14 protein-coding genes are annotated in these 18,004 nt (G+C 73.8%); 10 read left to right on the forward strand and 4 right to left on the reverse strand.

The genetic code is table 11. The annotated features are described in order from the left end of the window. Together E1291_RS45435 and E1291_RS28055 are read left to right on the forward strand one after the other, a co-directional pair. Positions 1 to 1,861: tetratricopeptide repeat protein (locus E1291_RS45435; RefSeq protein ID WP_131741089.1), on the forward strand; the 1,861-nt coding region annotated here is incomplete at its 5' end. 86 nt (positions 1,862 to 1,947) lie between these two features. After that, a complete protein-coding gene (locus E1291_RS28055; RefSeq protein ID WP_131741090.1) occupies positions 1,948 to 2,646 on the forward strand; it encodes a Crp/Fnr family transcriptional regulator in 699 nt (232 codons plus the stop codon). Between the two features lie 36 nt (positions 2,647 to 2,682). Here E1291_RS28055 and E1291_RS28060 read toward each other — a convergent pair whose 3' ends face one another. Then, positions 2,683 to 3,429 (reverse strand): maleylpyruvate isomerase family mycothiol-dependent enzyme, encoded by a 747-nt coding sequence (locus E1291_RS28060; protein ID WP_207400977.1) that lies wholly within the window; start codon positions 3,427 to 3,429, stop codon positions 2,683 to 2,685. Between the two features lie 307 nt (positions 3,430 to 3,736). Here E1291_RS28060 and uvrA point away from each other — a divergent pair, with 307 nt between their 5' ends. Then, positions 3,737 to 6,580 carry an excinuclease ABC subunit UvrA gene (gene uvrA / locus E1291_RS28065; protein ID WP_131741091.1) on the forward strand — a complete coding sequence of 948 codons (2,844 nt, stop codon included), beginning with the start codon at positions 3,737 to 3,739 and terminating at the stop codon, positions 6,578 to 6,580. Here the strand turns inward: uvrA and E1291_RS28070 are convergent. Next, positions 6,567 to 7,439 carry a LysR family transcriptional regulator gene (locus tag E1291_RS28070; RefSeq protein WP_131741092.1) on the reverse strand — a complete coding sequence of 291 codons (873 nt, stop codon included), beginning with the start codon at positions 7,437 to 7,439 and terminating at the stop codon, positions 6,567 to 6,569. The genes uvrA and E1291_RS28070 overlap by 14 nt on opposite strands. Positions 7,440 to 7,533: 94 nt before the next feature. Between E1291_RS28070 and E1291_RS28075 the strand changes: the two genes are divergently transcribed. Together E1291_RS28075 and E1291_RS28080 are read left to right on the forward strand one after the other, a co-directional pair. Then, positions 7,534 to 8,526 (forward strand): nitrilase family protein, encoded by a 993-nt coding sequence (locus E1291_RS28075; protein ID WP_131741093.1) that lies wholly within the window; start codon positions 7,534 to 7,536, stop codon positions 8,524 to 8,526. Positions 8,527 to 8,659: 133 nt separating this feature from the next. Then, positions 8,660 to 9,166, forward strand: a complete 507-nt coding sequence (locus E1291_RS28080) for a Rieske (2Fe-2S) protein (protein ID WP_131741094.1) — start codon at positions 8,660 to 8,662, stop codon at positions 9,164 to 9,166. On the opposite strand, the gene E1291_RS28085 is transcribed toward E1291_RS28080, so the two are convergent. Further along, the gene (locus E1291_RS28085; RefSeq protein WP_242614420.1) at positions 9,159 to 10,322 is read right to left on the reverse strand and encodes a mechanosensitive ion channel family protein; all 1,164 of its coding nucleotides are present in this window, start codon (positions 10,320 to 10,322) and stop codon (positions 9,159 to 9,161) included. The two genes, E1291_RS28080 and E1291_RS28085, sit on opposite strands and share 8 nt — an antisense overlap. Before the next feature lie 173 nt (positions 10,323 to 10,495). On the opposite strand from E1291_RS28085, the gene uvrC reads away from it, so the two are divergent. The 4 genes from uvrC to whiA are packed head-to-tail and all read left to right on the forward strand — an operon-like array spanning position 10,496 to position 15,496. Further along, positions 10,496 to 12,556, forward strand: coding sequence for an excinuclease ABC subunit UvrC (gene uvrC / locus E1291_RS28090; RefSeq protein WP_131741095.1), 2,061 nt, complete (start codon positions 10,496 to 10,498; stop codon positions 12,554 to 12,556). Between the two features lie 5 nt (positions 12,557 to 12,561). Further along, on the forward strand, positions 12,562 to 13,440 hold the full coding sequence (gene rapZ, locus E1291_RS28095) for an RNase adapter RapZ (RefSeq protein WP_131741096.1): 879 nt from the start codon (positions 12,562 to 12,564) through the stop codon (positions 13,438 to 13,440). A 52-nt stretch (positions 13,441 to 13,492) separates the two neighbouring features. After that, positions 13,493 to 14,455: a gluconeogenesis factor YvcK family protein gene (locus E1291_RS28100; protein WP_131741097.1), complete on the forward strand. Its 963-nt coding sequence runs from the start codon at positions 13,493 to 13,495 to the stop codon at positions 14,453 to 14,455. Between the two features lie 60 nt (positions 14,456 to 14,515). Next, the gene (gene whiA, locus E1291_RS28105; RefSeq protein WP_021595674.1) at positions 14,516 to 15,496 is read left to right on the forward strand and encodes a DNA-binding protein WhiA; all 981 of its coding nucleotides are present in this window, start codon (positions 14,516 to 14,518) and stop codon (positions 15,494 to 15,496) included. A 58-nt stretch (positions 15,497 to 15,554) separates the two neighbouring features. Here whiA and E1291_RS28110 read toward each other — a convergent pair whose 3' ends face one another. Further along, positions 15,555 to 17,432, reverse strand: coding sequence for a heparinase II/III domain-containing protein (locus tag E1291_RS28110; RefSeq protein ID WP_131741098.1), 1,878 nt, complete (start codon positions 17,430 to 17,432; stop codon positions 15,555 to 15,557). A 132-nt stretch (positions 17,433 to 17,564) separates the two neighbouring features. Between E1291_RS28110 and E1291_RS28115 the strand changes: the two genes are divergently transcribed. Continuing rightward, on the forward strand, positions 17,565 to 18,004 hold a 440-nt coding region (locus tag E1291_RS28115), incomplete at its 3' end, for a sigma factor (RefSeq protein WP_278045289.1).

Below are 18,004 nucleotides of genomic sequence, written 5' to 3' on the forward strand. Positions count from 1 at the left end.
CGAGATCTACACTCTTTCCCTACACGACGCTCTTCCGATCTCGGGCGGGGCGCGGGGGCGCCCGCCCGCCGCCGCCCGTGCCGCCGCCCTCGCGTGGTTCGAGGCCGAGCGCCGCAACCTGGTCGCCGCCGTCCACCAGGCGGCGCGCCTCGGGCTGCACCGGACCTGCTGGGAACTGGCCGACGCGCTCTTCGACTTCCAGGAGTTCCGCCGCTACGGCGATGACAACATCGCCGTCCACCAGGCCGGCCTGCACGCCGCGCGCACCGAGGAGGACTGGGGCGCCGCGGCGGTGATGCTGCACAACCTCGCCGTCGCGCACTTCGAGTCGGGACGCTCGGTGCAGGCCATCGGGTACGGCGAGGACGCGCGGCGCGGTTTCCGGGCCATGGACCCGCCCGACCGGTACGGGGAGGCCGCCGCGCTGGACACGCTCGCGGACGTGCACGCCGCGCTGGGCCGGTACCTGACGTCCATCGAGCACACGCGCCGCGCCCTCGCCGTCCACGAGGAACTGCGGGACGACGAGGGCATCGGCAAGGGCCACGACACGATCGCCCGGGCGCTGCTGGGGCTCGGCGACTACGAGGCGGCCCTCCGCCATGCGGCCAGGGCCCTCGACGTGAGGCGCGCGATCGACGACCGTCCGGGGGTGGCGGGCACCCTGCTCACGGTGGCGCAGATCCACCGCCGCCGGGGCAATGTCCACGAGGCCGTCCTGCACGCGCTAGAAGCCCTCTACATCAGGCAGGAGGAGGCCGACAGGCACGGCGCGGCCCAAGCACTGACGGAGCTCGCCCGGATGAACGCGGCCCTCGGGCTCCGGGAGCTGGCCCAGCGCGACGCGGACCAGGCACTACGCGCCTACCGCGCGCTTGGAGCGCGCTATGGGGAAGCGCGCGCGTTGACCACGCTGGGCATGCTCATGTGCGACGCCGCCCGGTTCGCCGAGGCGTTCACCTACTGCGGTCAGGCACTGCGCCTGCACCGCGACATCAGCGACCGGCACGGCGAGGCGGAGACCCTCGCCCAGATCGGCATCGTCCACTGGCGCCTGGGCCGGTACCGGGAGGCCCGCGAGCACCTGCTGCGCGCCCTGGAGATCCGCCGCGAGATCGGCGACCAGCACGGCGAGGCCCACGACCTGGAGCACCTGTCGGTCGTGATGCGCCGCCTCGGACGTCACCAGGAGGCCTTCGTCCTCGGCCTGGAGGCCCTCGACCTGTGGCATCACCTCGGCGCGCAGAGCGGGCTGGCCGGCACCCTCGGCAGCCTCGCCCGCACCTACCTGCGGCTCGGGCTGCCGCGCGACGCCGAGCACGCGGCGCGCCAGGCGCTGCAGATCCGCCGCCGGATCGGCGACTGGTACGGCATGGGCGTCGGGATGGACACCTTCGCCGCCGTCCTGCGCCGCAGCGGCCGCCCGCGGGAGGCCCTCGCGATGGAGCACGACGCCCTGCGCGTGCTCGGCGAGGTCGGCGACCGGCACAGCGAGGGGACGGCGCTGGCCCACCTCGCCGGCATCCACCTCGACCTCGGCCACGCCGACGAGGCGCTGGAGACGGGACGGCGCGCGCTGGCGCTGGCCACCGAGCTCGGCGACACCCGCGAGCAGGCGTACGCGCTGCACACCATGGCCTGCGCCTCCCAGATGCTCGGCAAGCACACCCGCGCCGCCGAGCACCTGCGCGCCGAGATCGCCATCCGCCGGGACACCGGCGACCACCGCGGCCAGCGGGAGGCCCTCGGCCTGCTGCGCGACTCGCACCTGGCCCTCGGCGACACCGCCGCGGCCGCCGACTGCGCCCGCCGCGCGCGGGTCCTGGACAAATGGCTGGAGGACGCGTCGCTCGACATGTGACGTAGTACGCGGTCCGACGTCGCCCCGGCACGTTGACTGGAACCCGGGGCACCACGCCCCGGCCCGGGGCCAGGCGAGGAGGCGGGATGCGGACCACCCCGTTCTGGGACGCCCTGCCCGAGCGGGCGCGCGAGGCGCTGCGGCGGGCGGGCACCACGGCGATGATCAGGCCGGGCGCCTTCCTGACGCGCGAGCACACCCGCGCCTCGCAGGTCTTCGTGCTGCGCTCCGGCGCGGTGCGGGTGTGGGTGTCGCGGGCCGGCGAGATCGCCATCCTCGACGTCCTCGGCCCGGGAGACCTGGTGGGGGAGCTGGAGGCGGTCGACGGCGGCGCCCGGCACGCCAACGTCGAGGCCCTCACCGCGGTCGAGGCGCTCGTGCTGCCCGCCGCGCGGTTCCGCGCCGTCCTGGACGCCCACCCCGGCTCCGCCTGGGCCGTCGCCGCCGTCCTCGCCGAGCGGCTGAGGGACGCCAACGAGCTGCGCGTCGCCCACTTCCCCGACGACCCCGAGCGCCGCCTCGCCGGCCGGCTGCTCCGCCTCGTCGAGCGCTTCGGGGCGCCGCTGAAGGAGGACGGCCCGGACGGCCCGGACGGCGCGGCGGTGGGCGGTCATCAGGTGCGGGTCCCGGTCTCCCAGCAGGATCTCGGCCGCTGGGCGGGCATGGGGCGGCGCAAGGTCGCGCAGATCCTCGCCACCGACCCCGTCCACCTCACGGTGACCCGCAACGTGATCGTCGTCCGCTCGGTGGAGGCCCTGCACCGCCTCTCGGGGCGCGAGGACTGACCCGCTCCGGGCCGTCCGCTCCGGCCGGTGCCGGGCTCAGAAGCCGGCGGCCGGATGGGGCCACGGGGGCGGCTGCGGGAGCGGGCCGTCCGGCCGCAGGGCGACGCCCGCGCCGGACGAGCGCCCGCTCAGCCAGCCGAGCAGGGCCCGGCCCGACCCCGACGCCTCCGGCCCGCCGGGGACCCAGCCGAGCCCGGCCGTCTCCCCGGAGTCGGTGGCGACGATCCGGTGGCCCGCCAGAGCCGCCCAGGAGGTCTCCGGGAGCGCGGCCAGATCCGCCAGCGTGCTGGTCAGCGCCCACCGGACGTACGCCTCGGGCCAGTCGGCGGGACCGTATCCGGCGGCGAGGTCCACGTGGTGCGCCTCGACCTCGTGCCAGCGGCGCAGCACGGTGTACCACGCCGGATGGGTCCAGCCCATCATCGCCTGGACGGGAGCGCTCCACGCCTCCTCCGGCAGCGTCCGCGCCCGCTCGGTGAACCGGGCCTGCGAGGCGCGCACGTCCTCGGCCAGTTCGGCGGGGGTCCGCGCCGCCCCGGCGGCCAGGTCGGCGTCCCGGGACTCCATGCTCGGATACTGGGGGGTCTTCACCCCCGTCCGCGCCCACTCCAGCAGGTTCCACAGCGAGTCGGCGTTGCGGGCGATGTGGGTGACCACGTGCCCGCGGCTCCACCCCGGCATCAGGGACGGGGCGCGCACGTCCCGGTCGGTGAGCGCCGTCAGGGTCCGCACCACCCGCTCCACGCCCAGATCCACCTCGACGATGACGTCTCGCACGTCCACAGGAGCCCCCTCGTCCGCAGGAGGCCCAATCCTGTCGCACCACCAGCGCCCGTGCCAGACCCGGATCCCGCGCGCCCCGGGACCGTTTGCGCCCGGGGAGCGCGGCCGGGCGGCGGGGGGACGCGCCGGGGGATCCGGTGGCAGGGGCGTTCGAACACGTGTACGGTTCGGAAGGGCGCTCGTGCGCCCGGAATGGTGGCGGTGACCACCGCTGTTATGGACTCGGGGGAATCTGTCGCACCCCCTGGCTAGCCTGGGACCGACCTGTCCCATCACCCGCGCCCAGAAGAGGAACCGGAACAACGCCGTGCATGACCGACTCATCGTGCGTGGAGCACGCGAGCACAACCTGAAGGACGTCTCGCTGGACCTTCCGCGGGACTCCATGATCGTGTTCACCGGTCTGTCGGGGTCCGGCAAGTCCAGCCTGGCGTTCGACACGATCTTCGCCGAGGGGCAGCGCCGGTACGTGGAGTCGCTGTCGGCCTACGCCCGGCAGTTCCTCGGCCAGATGGACAAGCCCGACGTCGACTTCATCGAGGGGCTCTCGCCCGCGGTGTCGATCGACCAGAAGTCGACCAGCAAGAACCCCCGGTCGACGGTCGGGACCATCACCGAGGTCTATGACTACCTGCGGCTGCTGTACGCCCGGATCGGGCATCCGCACTGTCCCGACTGCGGGCGGCCGATCAGCCGGCAGGCCCCGCAGCAGATCGTCGACCGGGTGCTCGAACTGGACGAGGGCACCCGGTTCCAGGTGTTGGCGCCGGTGATCCGCGGGCGCAAGGGCGAGTACCTGGAGCTGTTCCGCGAGCTCCAGTCCAAGGGCTACTCCCGGGCGCTGGTGGACGGGCGGATGATCCGCCTGGACGAGCCGCCCAAGCTGAAGAAGCAGGAGAAGCACGACGTCTCCGTGGTCGTCGACCGGCTCGCCGTGAAGGAGTCGGCCCGCCAGCGGCTCGCCGACTCGGTGGAGACCGCGCTCGGCCTCGCCGGCGGCACGATCGTGCTCGACTTCGTCGACCTCCCCGAGGACGACGAGCACCGCACCCGGATGTACTCCGAGCACCTCTACTGCCCCTACGACGACCTGTCGTTCGAGGAGCTGGAGCCGCGTTCGTTCTCGTTCAACTCCCCCTACGGCGCCTGCGCGGACTGCACCGGGCTCGGCACCCGGATGGAGGTCGACCCCGAGCTCGTCATCCCGGACGGGGAGCTGACCCTCGGCGAGGGCGCGATCCAGCCGTGGTCCAACGGCCACGTGAGCGACTACTTCCTGCGGCTGCTGTCGGCCCTGGGCGACGCGATGGGCTTCGACCTCAACACGCCGTGGGACACGCTCCCGGCGAAGGCGCGCAAGGCGATCCTCAACGGGCACGAGACGCAGGTCCACGTGCGGTACAAGAACCGCTACGGCCGGACGCGCTCGTACTACACCGCCTACGAGGGCGTGCTCCCCTACATCCAGCGGCGGCACGCCGAGTCCGAGAGCGACTCCAGCCGGGAGAAGTTCGAGGGCTACATGCGGGAGATCCCGTGCCCGTCGTGCAAGGGCGCCCGGCTCAAGCCGGTGGTGCTCGCGGTCACGATGGGCGGGGTGTCGATCGCCGAGGTGGCCGCCATGCCGATCGGCGAGGCGGCCAAGTTCCTGCTGGCCATGGAGCTGAACGAGCGCGACAGGCACATCGCCGAGCGGGTGCTGAAGGAGATCAACGCGCGGCTGGGGTTCCTGCTGGACGTGGGCCTGGACTACCTCACCCTCGACCGCGCCTCGGCGACGCTGGCGGGCGGCGAGGCGCAGCGCATCCGGCTGGCCACCCAGATCGGGTCCGGCCTGGTCGGCGTGCTGTACGTGCTGGACGAGCCGTCCATCGGCCTGCACCAGCGCGACAACCACCGGCTGCTGGAGACGCTGCTGCGGCTGCGCGACATGGGCAACACGCTGATCGTCGTCGAGCACGACGAGGACACCATCGCCGCCGCGGACTGGGTCGTCGACATCGGCCCCCGGGCGGGCGAGCACGGCGGCGAGATCGTGGTCTCGGGCACCGTCGAGGAGCTGCTGGCCTCCGAGCGCTCGCTCACCGGCGCGTACCTGTCGGGCCGGCGCGAGATCGCCGTCCCGGCGGTGCGCCGGCCGCGCGCGAGGAGCCGCGAGATCACCGTCAAGGGCGCCCAGCAGAACAACCTGCGCAACGTCGACGTCGCCTTCCCGCTCGGCGTCCTCACGGCCGTGACCGGGGTGTCGGGCTCGGGCAAGTCGACGCTGGTCAACGACATCCTGTACAACTCGCTGGCCAAGCAGCTGAACGGGGCGCGCACCGTCCCCGGCAAGCACCGCCGGGTGAACGGCGTCGACCAGCTCGACAAGGTCGTGCACGTCGACCAGTCGCCGATCGGCCGCACGCCGCGGTCGAACCCGGCGACCTACACCGGCGTGTTCGACCACATCCGCAAGCTGTTCGCGCAGACCACCGAGGCGAAGGTGCGCGGCTACCAGCCCGGCCGGTTCTCCTTCAACGTCAAGGGCGGCCGCTGCGAGAACTGCTCCGGCGACGGCACCATCAAGATCGAGATGAACTTCCTGCCGGACGTCTACGTCCCGTGCGAGGTGTGCCACGGGGCCCGCTACAACCGGGAGACGCTGGAGGTCCACTACAAGGGCAAGACGATCTCGGAGGTGCTCGACATGCCGATCGAGCAGGCCGCCGCGTTCTTCGAGCCGATCAACGCGATCCACCGGCACCTGAAGACGCTCAACGACGTCGGCCTCGGCTACGTCCGGCTCGGGCAGCCCGCGCCGACGCTGTCGGGCGGCGAGGCGCAGCGCGTCAAGCTGGCCGCCGAGCTGCAGAAGCGCTCGACGGGCCGCACCATCTACGTGCTGGACGAGCCGACCACGGGCCTGCACTTCGAGGACATCCGCAAGCTCCTCGGCGTGCTCAACGGCCTGGTCGACAAGGGCAACACGGTGATCGTCATCGAGCACAACCTGGACGTCATCAAGACCGCCGACTGGATCGTCGACATGGGCCCCGAGGGCGGCTCGCGCGGCGGCACGGTCGTCGCGACCGGCACGCCCGAGGACATCGCGAAGGTCGAGGCCAGCCACACCGGCACCTTCCTCAGCAAGATCCTCACGGAGGCGTAGCGGCGAGCGCGCGGACCACCTCCAGGAACGCGCGCACCGGCGGCGCCGCGGCGTCCCGGTCCCAGACCGCGCCGACGCGCCAGCGCGCCGCCGGATGGTCGATGGGGGTCAGCGCGACCTGCGGCGGCGCGACCGCCCCGGCGCCCGCCGGGACGAGCGCCCGGCCCACGCCCGCCGCGACCAGTGCCAGCACGGTCTGCAGGTCGTGGGCCTCCTGGACGACGGGCCCGGCGATCCCGGCCGCCTCCCGGTAGCGCTCGACCTGCGCGGCGAGCCCCGGTCCCTTGGCGGTCGCGAGCCGGACGAACGCCCCCGTCCAGGGCTCGTTCTCCGGCTCCCGTTCCCCGGCGCCGAGGGAGGAGGCCAGGGCCAGCCGGTCGGTGCGCAGGACCAGGCGCCCCCACCGGGCGTCGACGGGCAGCCGGACGAAGCCCACGTCCAGGTCACCCGACGCCAGGCGCTCCAGCTGGTCGCGCGTGGACATGTCGTCCAGCGTGATGTCAATGTCCGGGTGGGTGCGCCGGTACTCGGCCACGGCCCGGGGCGCGAGTTCGAGGGTCGACATGCCGAACCCGACGGCGAGCCGGCCGACCTCGCCGCGGGCCAGGCGGCCCATCCGCAGGGCCAGGGCGTCGGCGCGGCGGACGAGGTCGTGCGCCTCGGGCAGCAGCGCCGCGCCGAGGGCGGTGAGCGCGGCGCCGTGCCTGCCGCGGTGGAACAGCCGGCCGCCGGCCTGGGCCTCCAGGGCCTGGATCTGCTTGGTGAGCGCGGGCTGGGTCATCGAGCACGCGCGCGCCGCCCGGCCGAAGGCGCGGTGCTCGGCGACCGCGAGGAAACCGCGCAGCAGGCGAATGTCCATTCCATCAGGTTATGTGAGCGGTCCAAAGATTCATTGGACGTATGGATGGGCGTCGCGGTTCCCTGGATCCCCCGAACGACCCGCAGGAGGAGACATGCTGCGCTGCGCGTCCGTGCAGTTCGAACATCGGCCCGATGACAAGGAGTACAACCTCTCCCGGGTGCGCGCCTACGTGCGCGAGGCCGCGGCGGACGGCGTCCAGCTGGTCGCCTTCCCGGAGATGTGCCTGCTCGGCTACTGGCATCTGCGCAGGCAGAGCGCGGAACGGCTCGCCGAGCTGGCCGAGCCGGCGACCGGCCCCTCCGTCGAGGCCGTGCGGCGCCTGGCCGCCGAGTACGGCGTCGCCGTCGGCGTGGGCTTCCTGGAGCGGGGGGCGGCGGGCCGGCTGTTCAACTCCTACGCCGTGTGCATGCCGGACGGGGCCGTCCACGTGCACCGCAAGCTGCACGCGTTCGAGCACGAGGCGATCTCCAGCGGGGACGGCTACACCGTGTTCGACACGCCGTGGGGCGTGCGGATGGGCATCCTGATCTGCTGGGACAACAACCTCGTCGAGAACGTGCGGGCGACCGCGCTGCTGGGCGCGTCCGTGCTCGTGGCGCCGCACCAGACGGGCGGGACGGCGTCGCGGAGCCCGCACGGCATGAAGCCGATCCCGCAGCGGCTGTGGCACGACCGGCTGCGGAACCGGGAGGCGATCGAGGCGGAACTGCGCGGCCCCAACGGGCGCGGGTGGCTGATGCGGTGGCTGCCCGCGCGCGCCCACGACAACGGCCTGTTCGTGCTGTTCAGCAACGGCGTGGGAGTGGACGACGACGAGATCCGCACCGGCAACGCGATGATCCTGGACCCGTACGGGCGGATCCTGACCGAGACCTGGGCGGCGGGCGACGCCATGGTCACCGCCGACCTCGATCTCGACCTGCTGCCGCTGTCCACGGGCCGGCGCTGGATACAGGGCCGCAGGCCGGAGCTGTACGGCGTGCTCACCCACCGCACCGGCACCGAGCGCGACCCCCGTACGGCGCGCTTCTCGGCCGACCCGGTGCCCTCGCCCGGCGGGGGAGAGGTCCGGGACGGGGGGTGACGTCGTCGTGGTCGTCCGAAGCCGGGATCATTGATCTTCTTCGAATTTGAACCGGTGTCCTCGCGGATACGTAACACCGGTGACGGATCGCGATCGAACGGGACCCGCGGGTACCCGGCGGAGGGCGGAGAGCATGCCACAGGAGTCCGAGACGAGGACGGTCACGGCCGAGCGGCCCGGGGCGGCCGGAGCGCCGGGGGCACCGGCCCCCGGGAACACGCGCCGCGGAGTCCTCGTCGGCGCCGGGCTGGCCGGGGTCGCCGGGCTGGCGGCGGCATGCGGCGGGGGCGACGACTCGTCCAAGGACGAGGGGGACGGCGGAGGGTCCGCGGGATCGCGGCCCGGCGGCGGGAACAAGGCGCTGGGGGCCTCCAGCGAGATCCCCGTGGGCGGCGGGAAGGTGTTCGAGGGAGAGAAGGTCGTGGTCTGCCAGCCCGCCCAGGGCCAGTTCACCGCCTTCTCGGCGATCTGCACCCACCGGGGCTGCACCGTGGGGTCGGTCTCCGGCGGCACGATCAACTGCCCCTGCCACGGCAGCAAGTTCAAGATCACTGACGGCTCGGTGGCGAACCCGCCCGCCACCGAGCCGCTGCCGAAGAAGACGGTGACGGTCCAGGGCGGTCAGATCACCCTCACCTGAGCGGCATCGCGCGCGCCGGGCCGCCCGTGGCGGTCCCGCCGGCGGCGGCGCCGTCCCCGGCCCGATCGGCGGTGTCCCCGTCCGTGGCGGCCCGGTCGGCGGCGGCCTGATCCGCGGCGGCACCGTCCGGGTGGTCCGGCGTCACGCGAAAGCGCGGGAGCCCCTCGGGGTGATGGGCGCGGATGTAGGCGATCAGGTGCTCGCGGACGTCGCAGCGCAGGTCCCACGCGCTGGCGGAGTCGGCGGCGCTCATCAGGGCCCGCAGCGTGACCAGGCCGTTCGGCTGGACGCCGATGGCCTGCAGCACCCACTCGCGCCGGTCCCACAGCGGGTGCTCCCGGAGCATCGAGTACAGCTCGGCGCGCAGCTCCTCCAGCGGCACGGACCAGTCCACGTGCAGCTCGACCGAGCCGATGACGCGGCTGCTGTGCCGGGTCCAGTTCTCGAAGGGCTGCTCGGTGAAGTAGGAGACCGGCAGGATCAGCCGCCGGTCGTCCCAGAGCCAGACCACCACGTACGACAGGGTGAGCTCCTCGACGCGGCCCCACTGCCCCTCGACCACCACGACGTCGTCCAGGCGCAGCGCGTCGCTGAACGCCAGCTGCAGCCCGGCCAGCAGGTTCCCGAGCGTGGGCCGGGCGGCGATGCCGACGACCAGGCCCGCGACGCCGGCCGAGGCGAGCACCCCGGCGCCGACGGCGCGCACGGCAGGGAAGGTGAACAGCGCGGCGCCCACCGCCAGGATCACCACGACCATGGCCGCGATGCGGCGCAGCAGCATCATCTGGGTCCGGGCCCGGCGGGCGCGCCGGTTGCGCTCGCCCTCGATGCGCGTCAGCCGCGCGAGCGGCGGGTCGGTCAGCGCGTAGGTGATGCGCAGGACCAGCCAGGTGGTGGCGCCGATGGCCGCGATCCGCAGCGCCTGCCGGACGGGGTCGTCCGGCCCGTCCCGCATGTACCGGTAGGGCATGGCCGTGCCGGCGCTGGTCACCGCGGCGAACGCGAACGCCGGCGCCGTACAGCGCCGGGCGACCCGCCCCACGGCGGGCCAGCGGGACGACAGGCGGCCCGCCAGCAGCCGGCGGCCCCCCTCGACGACGATCACTGAGATGGCGACCACGGCCGCCAGGACGATCCATGCCCAGAGCGCGGACACGTTCGCTACGACCTCCTCCGAGCGTGCGGGTGCTTCCGTCCGGACGTCCCTTTCCGATCAAGGCGCGATCATCCGGCGGCCGGGCGAGACCTGCGTCACTCCCGCGGCGGACGTGCCTGGCCGCGAGGCCGCGCGGGGGCGGCGTGTCGGCGGGGGCCACTAGGCTTTTCACCGTGGCAGATCCGGCGACCTACAGGCCCGCACCCGGCTCCATCCCCGAGTCACCGGGGGTGTACCGGTTCCGGGACGAGCACGGCCGGGTCATCTACGTGGGCAAGGCCAAGAGCCTTCGCTCGCGGCTGAACTCCTACTTCGCCGACTTCTCCGCACTGCACCCGCGCACCCAGACCATGGTGCGGACCGCGTGCCGCGTCGACTGGACCGTCGTCGGGACCGAGGTCGAGGCGCTGCAGCTCGAATACTCCTGGATCAAGGAGTTCGATCCCCGGTTCAACGTCCGTTACCGGGACGACAAGTCCTATCCCTACCTCGCGGTCACCCTCAACGAGGAGTTCCCGAGGGTGATGGTGATGCGAGGCGCCAAACGCAAGGGCGTGCGCTACTTCGGGCCGTACTCCCACGCGTGGGCGATCCGGGAGACGGTCGACCAGCTGCTGCGCGTCTTCCCCGTCCGCACCTGCAGCGCCGGCGTGTTCAAGCGCCAGCACCAGCTCGACCGGCCCTGCCTGCTCGGCTACATCGGTAAGTGCTCGGCGCCCTGCGTCGGCCGCCTCTCGCCCGCCGAGCACCGGCTGCTGGCCGAGGACTTCTGCGATTTCATGGCGGGCGACACCGGGCGCTTCATCAAGCGCCTCGAACGCGACATGCGCGAGGCGGCGTCGTCGCAGGAGTACGAGCGCGCCGCGCGGCTGCGCGACGACATCCGCGCGCTGGAGGCGGCGCTGGAGAAGCAGGCGGTCGTCCTCGCCGACTCCACCGACTGCGACATGGTCGCCTTCGCCGAGGACGAGCTGGAGGCGGCGGTCCAGGTCTTCTACGTGCGCGGCGGCCGCATCCGCGGGCAGCGCGGGTGGGTGGTCGACAAGGTCGAGGAGGTCAGCACCGCCGACCTGGTGGAGCACTTCCTCATCCAGATCTACGGCGAGAGCGACTCGGTGCCGCGCGAGGTGCTGGTCCCCGAGCTGCCCCCCGAGACCGACGCGATGACCGAGCTGCTGAGCGAGCAGCGGGGCGGCCCCGTCCGGCTGCGGGTCCCGCAGCGCGGCGACAAGAGGACGCTGCTGGAGACGGTCGCGCGCAACGCGCACGAGGCGCTCAAGCAGCACAAGACCCGCCGCGCGTCCGACCTGACGACCCGCAGCCGGGCGCTGCAGGAGATCCAGGACGCGCTGGAGCTGGACGAGGCGCCGCTGCGCATCGAGTGCTACGACGTGTCCAACCTGCAGGGCACGAACGTGGTGGCGTCCATGGTCGTGTTCGAGGACGGCCTGGCCCGCAAGAGCGAGTACCGCCGGTTCACGATCAAGGCGGTGGAGGGCCAGGACGACGTCCGCTCCATCCACGAGGTGATCACCCGCCGGTTCCGCCGGTACCTGGCCGAGAGCGAGCGGACGGGCGAGCTCGACGCGCTCGGCGACCGCGCGGCCGATGACGCGGGCGAGGACGCGGCGGAGGAGGGCGCGGCGGAGGCCGTCCAGGGGGCGGGGGACGCCGCGGACGCGGCGGCGCACCAGCCCATCGACCCCGAGACCGGCCGGCCCCGCAAGTTCGCCTACCCGCCCAACCTGGTGCTCGTCGACGGCGGCCCGCCGCAGGTCGCAGCGGCGCGGCGGGCGCTGGCGGAGCTGGGCGTCGACGACATCGCGGTGTGCGGCATCGCCAAGCGGCTGGAGGAGATCTGGCTGCCCGGCGAGGACGACCCGGTGATCCTCCCGCGCAACAGCGAGGGCATGTTCCTCGTCCAGCGGGTCCGCGACGAGGCGCACCGGTTCGCCATCACCTTCCACCGGCAGCGGCGTTCCAAGGCCATGACGGTGAGCGAACTCGATAACGTTCCGGGTCTGGGCCCGGCGCGGCGGGCGGCGCTGCTGAAGCACTTCGGCTCGCTCAAGCGGCTGAAGGAGGCGACGCCCGAGCAGGTCGCCGAGGTCCCGGGCATCGGCCCGCGCAGCGCCGAGGGGATCGTCGCGGCGCTGCGCGGCGCGCCCGGGACGGCCCGGACGGACAAGGGGCGAGGGGACGTCGCGGGCGGCGACGGGGAGCACAGGGGGTAACGGCCATGAGCAGCGACACGAAGATCCCGGACATCGTCATCGTCACGGGCATGTCCGGGGCGGGGCGCAGCACGGCGGCCAAGTCGCTGGAGGACCTCGACTGGTTCGTGGTCGACAACCTGCCGCCGGGGCTGCTGGCGACGATGGCCGACCTCGGCGGCCGGGTGAAGGACGCGGTGCCGCGCATCGCCGTGGTCGTGGACGTGCGCAGCCGCGCGTTCACCGCGGACCTGCACTCCTCGATCGCCGAGCTGGAGGCGCGCGGGGTCCACCCGCGGGTGGTGTTCCTCGAGGCCGGCGACGCCGATCTGGTGCGCCGCTTCGAGAGCGTCCGCCGCCCGCACCCGCTGCAGGGCGACGGGCGCCTGGTCGACGGCATCGCCCGCGAGCGCGAGCTGGTCCGCGAGGTGCGCGCCGAGGCCGACCTGGTGATCGACACCAGCGGGCTGAACGTGCACGAGCTGCGCAACAAGATCATCGGATTCTTCGGCAACGACACCGGGGAGTCCAGCCTGCGCGCCACCGTGGTGTCGTTCGGCTACAAGTACGGCCTGCCGGTGGACGCCGACCTCGTCGTCGACTGCCGGTTCCTGCCGAACCCGCACTGGGTGCCGGAGCTGCGGCCCAAGACGGGCCGCGACACCGCCGTCCGCGACTACGTGCTCGGCCAGCGCGGCGCCAAGGAGTTCCTGGACGCCTACGCCGAGGTGCTGCGGCTGCTCGCCGACGGGTACGAGCGGGAGGGCAAGCACTACGTCACGCTGGCCGTGGGCTGTACGGGCGGCAAACACCGTAGTGTGGCCATGGCGGAACAGATCGCCGCCAGGCTGCGGGACGCGGGCATCGAGGTGCAGGTCGCCCATCGTGACCTCGGCCGCGAGTGAGCCCCCTGGCCGTGACCCGGCCGGGGGCCCGGAGAAGGAGAGAAGCGGCACGGTGAAGCCCCTCGGCCCGAAGGTCGTCGCGCTCGGCGGGGGCCACGGCCTGTACGCCTCGCTGTCGGCGCTGCGCCGCGTCACCGACCGGCTGACCGCCGTGGTCACGGTCGCCGACGACGGCGGCTCCAGCGGCCGGCTGCGCCGCGAGCTCGGCGTGCTGCCCCCCGGTGACCTGCGCATGGCGCTGGCCGCGCTCTGCGGCGACGACGAGTGGGGTCAGACCTGGCGCGACGTGGTCCAGCACCGCTTCCGCAGCGAGGGGGACCTGAAGGACCACGCGGTCGGCAACCTGCTGATCGTCGCGTTGTGGGAGCTGCTCGGCGGCGACGAGCCCGGCTCGACCGTCGCGGGCCTGGACTGGGTCGGGCGGCTGCTCGGCGCGCACGGCCGGGTGCTGCCGATGGCGGCGGTCCCGATGGACATCGTCGCGCAGGTGCGCGGCGCCGACCCGGACCGGCCCGCCGAGGTGACGCGGGTCAAGGGCCAGGTGGCGTGCGCGAAGACGCCCGGCGCCGTGCTCGGCGTCTCGCTCGTGCCCGCCGACCCGCCGGCCTGCCCGGAGGCGCTCGCGGCCGTCGAGGACGCCGACTGGATCGTGTTCGGCCCCGGGTCGTGGTTCACCAGCGTGCTGCCGCACCTGAAGGTGCCCGCGCTCGCCCGCGCGCTCACCGCCGCCCGCGCCCGCCGCGTCGTCGCGCTGAACCTGGCGCCGCAGCCCGGCGAGACCGACGACTTCTCCCCCCAGACCCACCTGGAGGTCCTGCAGGCCCACGCGCCCGACCTTCGCGTGGACGTCGTCCTCGCCGACGGCGGCGTCGTCGACGACCCGGACGCCCTGGACAAGGCCGTCCAGGCGCTCGGCGGCCGGCTCGTCCTGGCCGACGTCGCCGCCGACGACGGCTCGCCGCGTCATGAACCCGCCCGCCTGGCCCAAGCCTTCGTACAGATATTCAGTGAGTGACGTCCGGCCGGGCCGTCATCGGCCACACTGCTGGGAGTCGGATAGGGGGAGGGTTCATCCATGGCGATGACCGGTGTGGTCAAGGACGAGCTGAGCAGGCTCACGGTGCTGAAGCCGTGCTGCCGCAAGGCCGAGGTCTCGACGCTCCTGCGGTTCGCCGGGGGGCTGCACCTGGTCAGCGGGCGCATCGTGATCGAGGCCGAGATCGACACCGGGGTGGCGGCGCGGCGGCTCATCAAGGACATCGCGGAGGTGTTCGGGCACACCTCGGAGGTCGTGGTGCTCGCGCCGAGCGGGCTGCGCAAGGGTAATCGCTACGTCGTCCGGGTGTTCCGCGACGGGGAGTCCCTGGCCCGCCAGACCGGCCTCATCGACAACAACGGCCGCCCCGTCCGCGGGCTGCCCCGGCACGTGGTCGCGGGGGCGGCCTGCGACGCCGAGTCGGCGTGGCGGGGGGCGTTCCTCGCGCACGGGTCGCTGACCGAGCCGGGCCGGTCGATGTCGCTGGAGGTGACCTGCCCCGGCCCCGAGGCGGCGCTCGCGCTGGTCGGCGCGGCCCGCCGGCTGAAGATCCACGCCAAGGCGCGCGAGGTCCGCGGCGTCGACCGGGTCGTGGTCCGCGACGGCGACGCGATCAGCGCGCTGCTCACCCGGCTCGGCGCGCACGACAGCGTGCTGGCCTGGGAGGAGCGGCGGATGCGCCGCGAGGTGCGGGCCACCGCCAACCGGCTCGCCAACTTCGACGACGCGAACCTGCGGCGCTCGGCGCGGGCCGCGGTCGCGGCGGGCGCGCGGGTGGCCCGCGCACTGGAGATCCTCGGCGACGACGCGCCCGAGCACCTGGTGAACGCCGGGCGGCTGCGGCTGGAGCACAAGCAGGCGTCTCTGGAGGAGCTCGGCCAGCTCGCCGATCCGCCGCTGACCAAGGACGCCATCGCCGGGCGGATCCGGCGGCTGCTCGCGATGGCCGACAAGCGCGCCGGAGACCAGGGCATCCCGGGCACCGAGGCGAACCTCACGGCCGACATGCTGGCCCCCTGATCCACGGCGTCCGCCCGGCCCGCCCTCCCGGGGCGGGCCGGCGCCGTGCCCGCGCGACTCAGGGAAGACGGCGCAGCGTGCCGTCGGCGGCGACCTCGAACCCGAGGCGCCGGCCCGCGAACTCGGCCTCGACGCGCACGCCGCCCCCCGGCGGGAAGACCGTCCGGACCGCGGGGGCCCTGCCGTCGCGCGTCGGCGCGATCAGCGTCAGCGTCCTCACCAGCGTCCCCTGTTCGGGCAGCGCCACCGTCGGCGCCCGCAGGGTCCGGCGCGACGACGGCACCATCCAGCCCTGCGGCGGGCTGAGGCTGCCCTGGACGACCCGGGTGGGCTGCGGCCGCGTGCCCGGCAGCGGGATCCGCAGGAAGTCGACGCGCAGCCCGCCGGCCGTGGCGACGGCGCCCGTGCCGCTCGGGACGGCGGAGAACGTGGCGGGCAGGTGCCAGAGCTGCTCGGCGACGCGGGGCGTGGCGGAGCGGGCCTCGTCCAGCACGACGAGGGCGTCCGGATCGGACGCGGCGAGCACCGACCGGGACCGGGTCGTCCCCTCGAACGCGGTGTCGGCGAAGCGGAAGGTGTCGGCGCCGCGCGCGAACCGGTGCGCGGTGAGGGCCGTCGGGGTCTTCCCGCTGAACCGCGCGCCGGGCACCACGAGGGTGTTGTGCGCCTCGGGCGAGCGCAGCCACGCCTGCCACGGCGGGTCGCTGTAGCCGATGTGCCCGCTCGGCACGAGGATGTCGGAGCCGAGCGCGTGGAAGGTGAGGGCCATGTGGTCGTTCTGGCCGTGCGCGTACCGGCCGGGCCCGAAGCGGGCGGTGTAGGCCATCTCGTCGGCGTAGCGGCGCCCGCCCCGGCCGCCCCATCCGGAGCGGCCCATGAGGTATCCGGCCTCGTAGACGCGCGTGCGGTGCGGGGGCCGCCGGCCCTTCCGCCCGCCGGTGGCGACGTAGCGGATCAGGCCGTCGCCCGGCCGGCTCAGCTCGGAGGCCCTGGCCGCGTACGACTCGCCGATCTGGAGCATGTCGCCGCCGGGGGTGCTCTGGAACGCGATGAACTCGTCCATCAGTTCCCGCCTGCGTTCCAGCTCGGCGGGGACGGACCGTCCGCACGTGCGCATCACGTCGAAGGCCAGCCGCCATCGGGACCGGTTGTAGACGGTGTAGTGGGTCGACTGCTCGTTGTCGGCGCCCTCGGCGTCGATCGCCGGGCGGGCGCCGCCCGGCGGGTCCAGTATCGCCTCCAGCAGCCGCCGGTACCCGGCCTCGGCGAGGTCGGCGCGGCCGATCCCGCAGCCCGCCGTCATGAGGATCATCGACTCGTCGGTGCCGTGGTTCCACGGGCCCGAGTAGTGCTCGGGGCGGGCCAGCCACTCGGCGTGCTGGGCGATGGCCCGGTCGAGCCAGGGCGCGGAGTAGCGGCGGCGCAGGCACACCAGCGTGGCGAGACGGAACTTGGTGCCCTCCGAGACCGCCTCGCGGCGGTCCTTCGAGAACCGCTCCGGGGAGCCGTTGTCCTTCAGCCAGTCCTGGGCGATCCCCGCCGCGGTCTCCAGCGCCGCGCGGTCCCCCGACCGCTCGTGGGCCCTGATCGCGCCGCCCAGCCACTCCAGCGAGTGCAGCCACAGCTGCCACGTGCGGTCGTGGTAGGGGTCGAGGCCCCAGTCCACGTCCGTGCCGGTCGCGACGCGCACGGGGGCGAGGCCCGGTGCCCGGAACCGTCCCGCGCGCACCTCCGCCACGGGGTTCTGCCCTTCCAGCCCGTTGTATCCCAGGCACATCGCCTTGCTCTGGCTCGCGGCGACCACCCGCTCGGGAGGGACGAGCGGAGGCTCGGCGCCACCGGTCGTCCCGCACGCGGCGGCCAGCGCCGGCGACAGCGCCAGTGCCAGGGCGGCGCCCCCCGCCCGGTGGATCCTTCGCCGTGATCGTCTATACACGGGTCAGAGACACACGACGCGTTCCGACGGTTGACGCCACCTGGTGAAGGAGAAGTGAACGCTGGGCGGCGGGAAGGGGGAGTGGGGCGTTCGTTGTCATCTGGTTTCGCGTCCGGGTGTCTTACCGGCGTGATGACTGTCAAGGACATCTCGGCAGGGGGACGGGCGTCGCCCGCCCCGCCGGTGCTGGAGGAGCTGTTCGCCGCGCACTACTCCCGGCTGGTCGGGCTGGCCGGCCTGCTGGGCGCGGACGATCCCGAGGACGTGGCGCAGGAGGCGTTCGCCCGGCTCCACGACCGGGCGGAGACGCTGCGGCGCCCCGAGACCGCCCCGGCCTACCTGCGGGCCACCGTCTGCAACCTGGCCCGCAACCGGCGCCGGCACCTGCGGCTCGCCCGGCTGCGGCAGCCGCCGCCGCCCGAGCACGCCGCCGCGGCCGAACAGCTGGTGGTGGACCGGGAACGGCACCGGGAACTGCTCGGCCACGTCGGACGTGATCACGACGTGGTCGGAGACCATCAGCAGGCCGAAACCGAGCCCCTCGACGGTGCGCCCCCAGTCGCGCAGCCTGC

Origin of the sequence: Actinomadura roseirufa (assembly GCF_900659635.1) — a bacterium.
GTDB classification, from domain to species: domain Bacteria; phylum Actinomycetota; class Actinomycetes; order Streptosporangiales; family Streptosporangiaceae; genus Spirillospora; species Spirillospora roseirufa.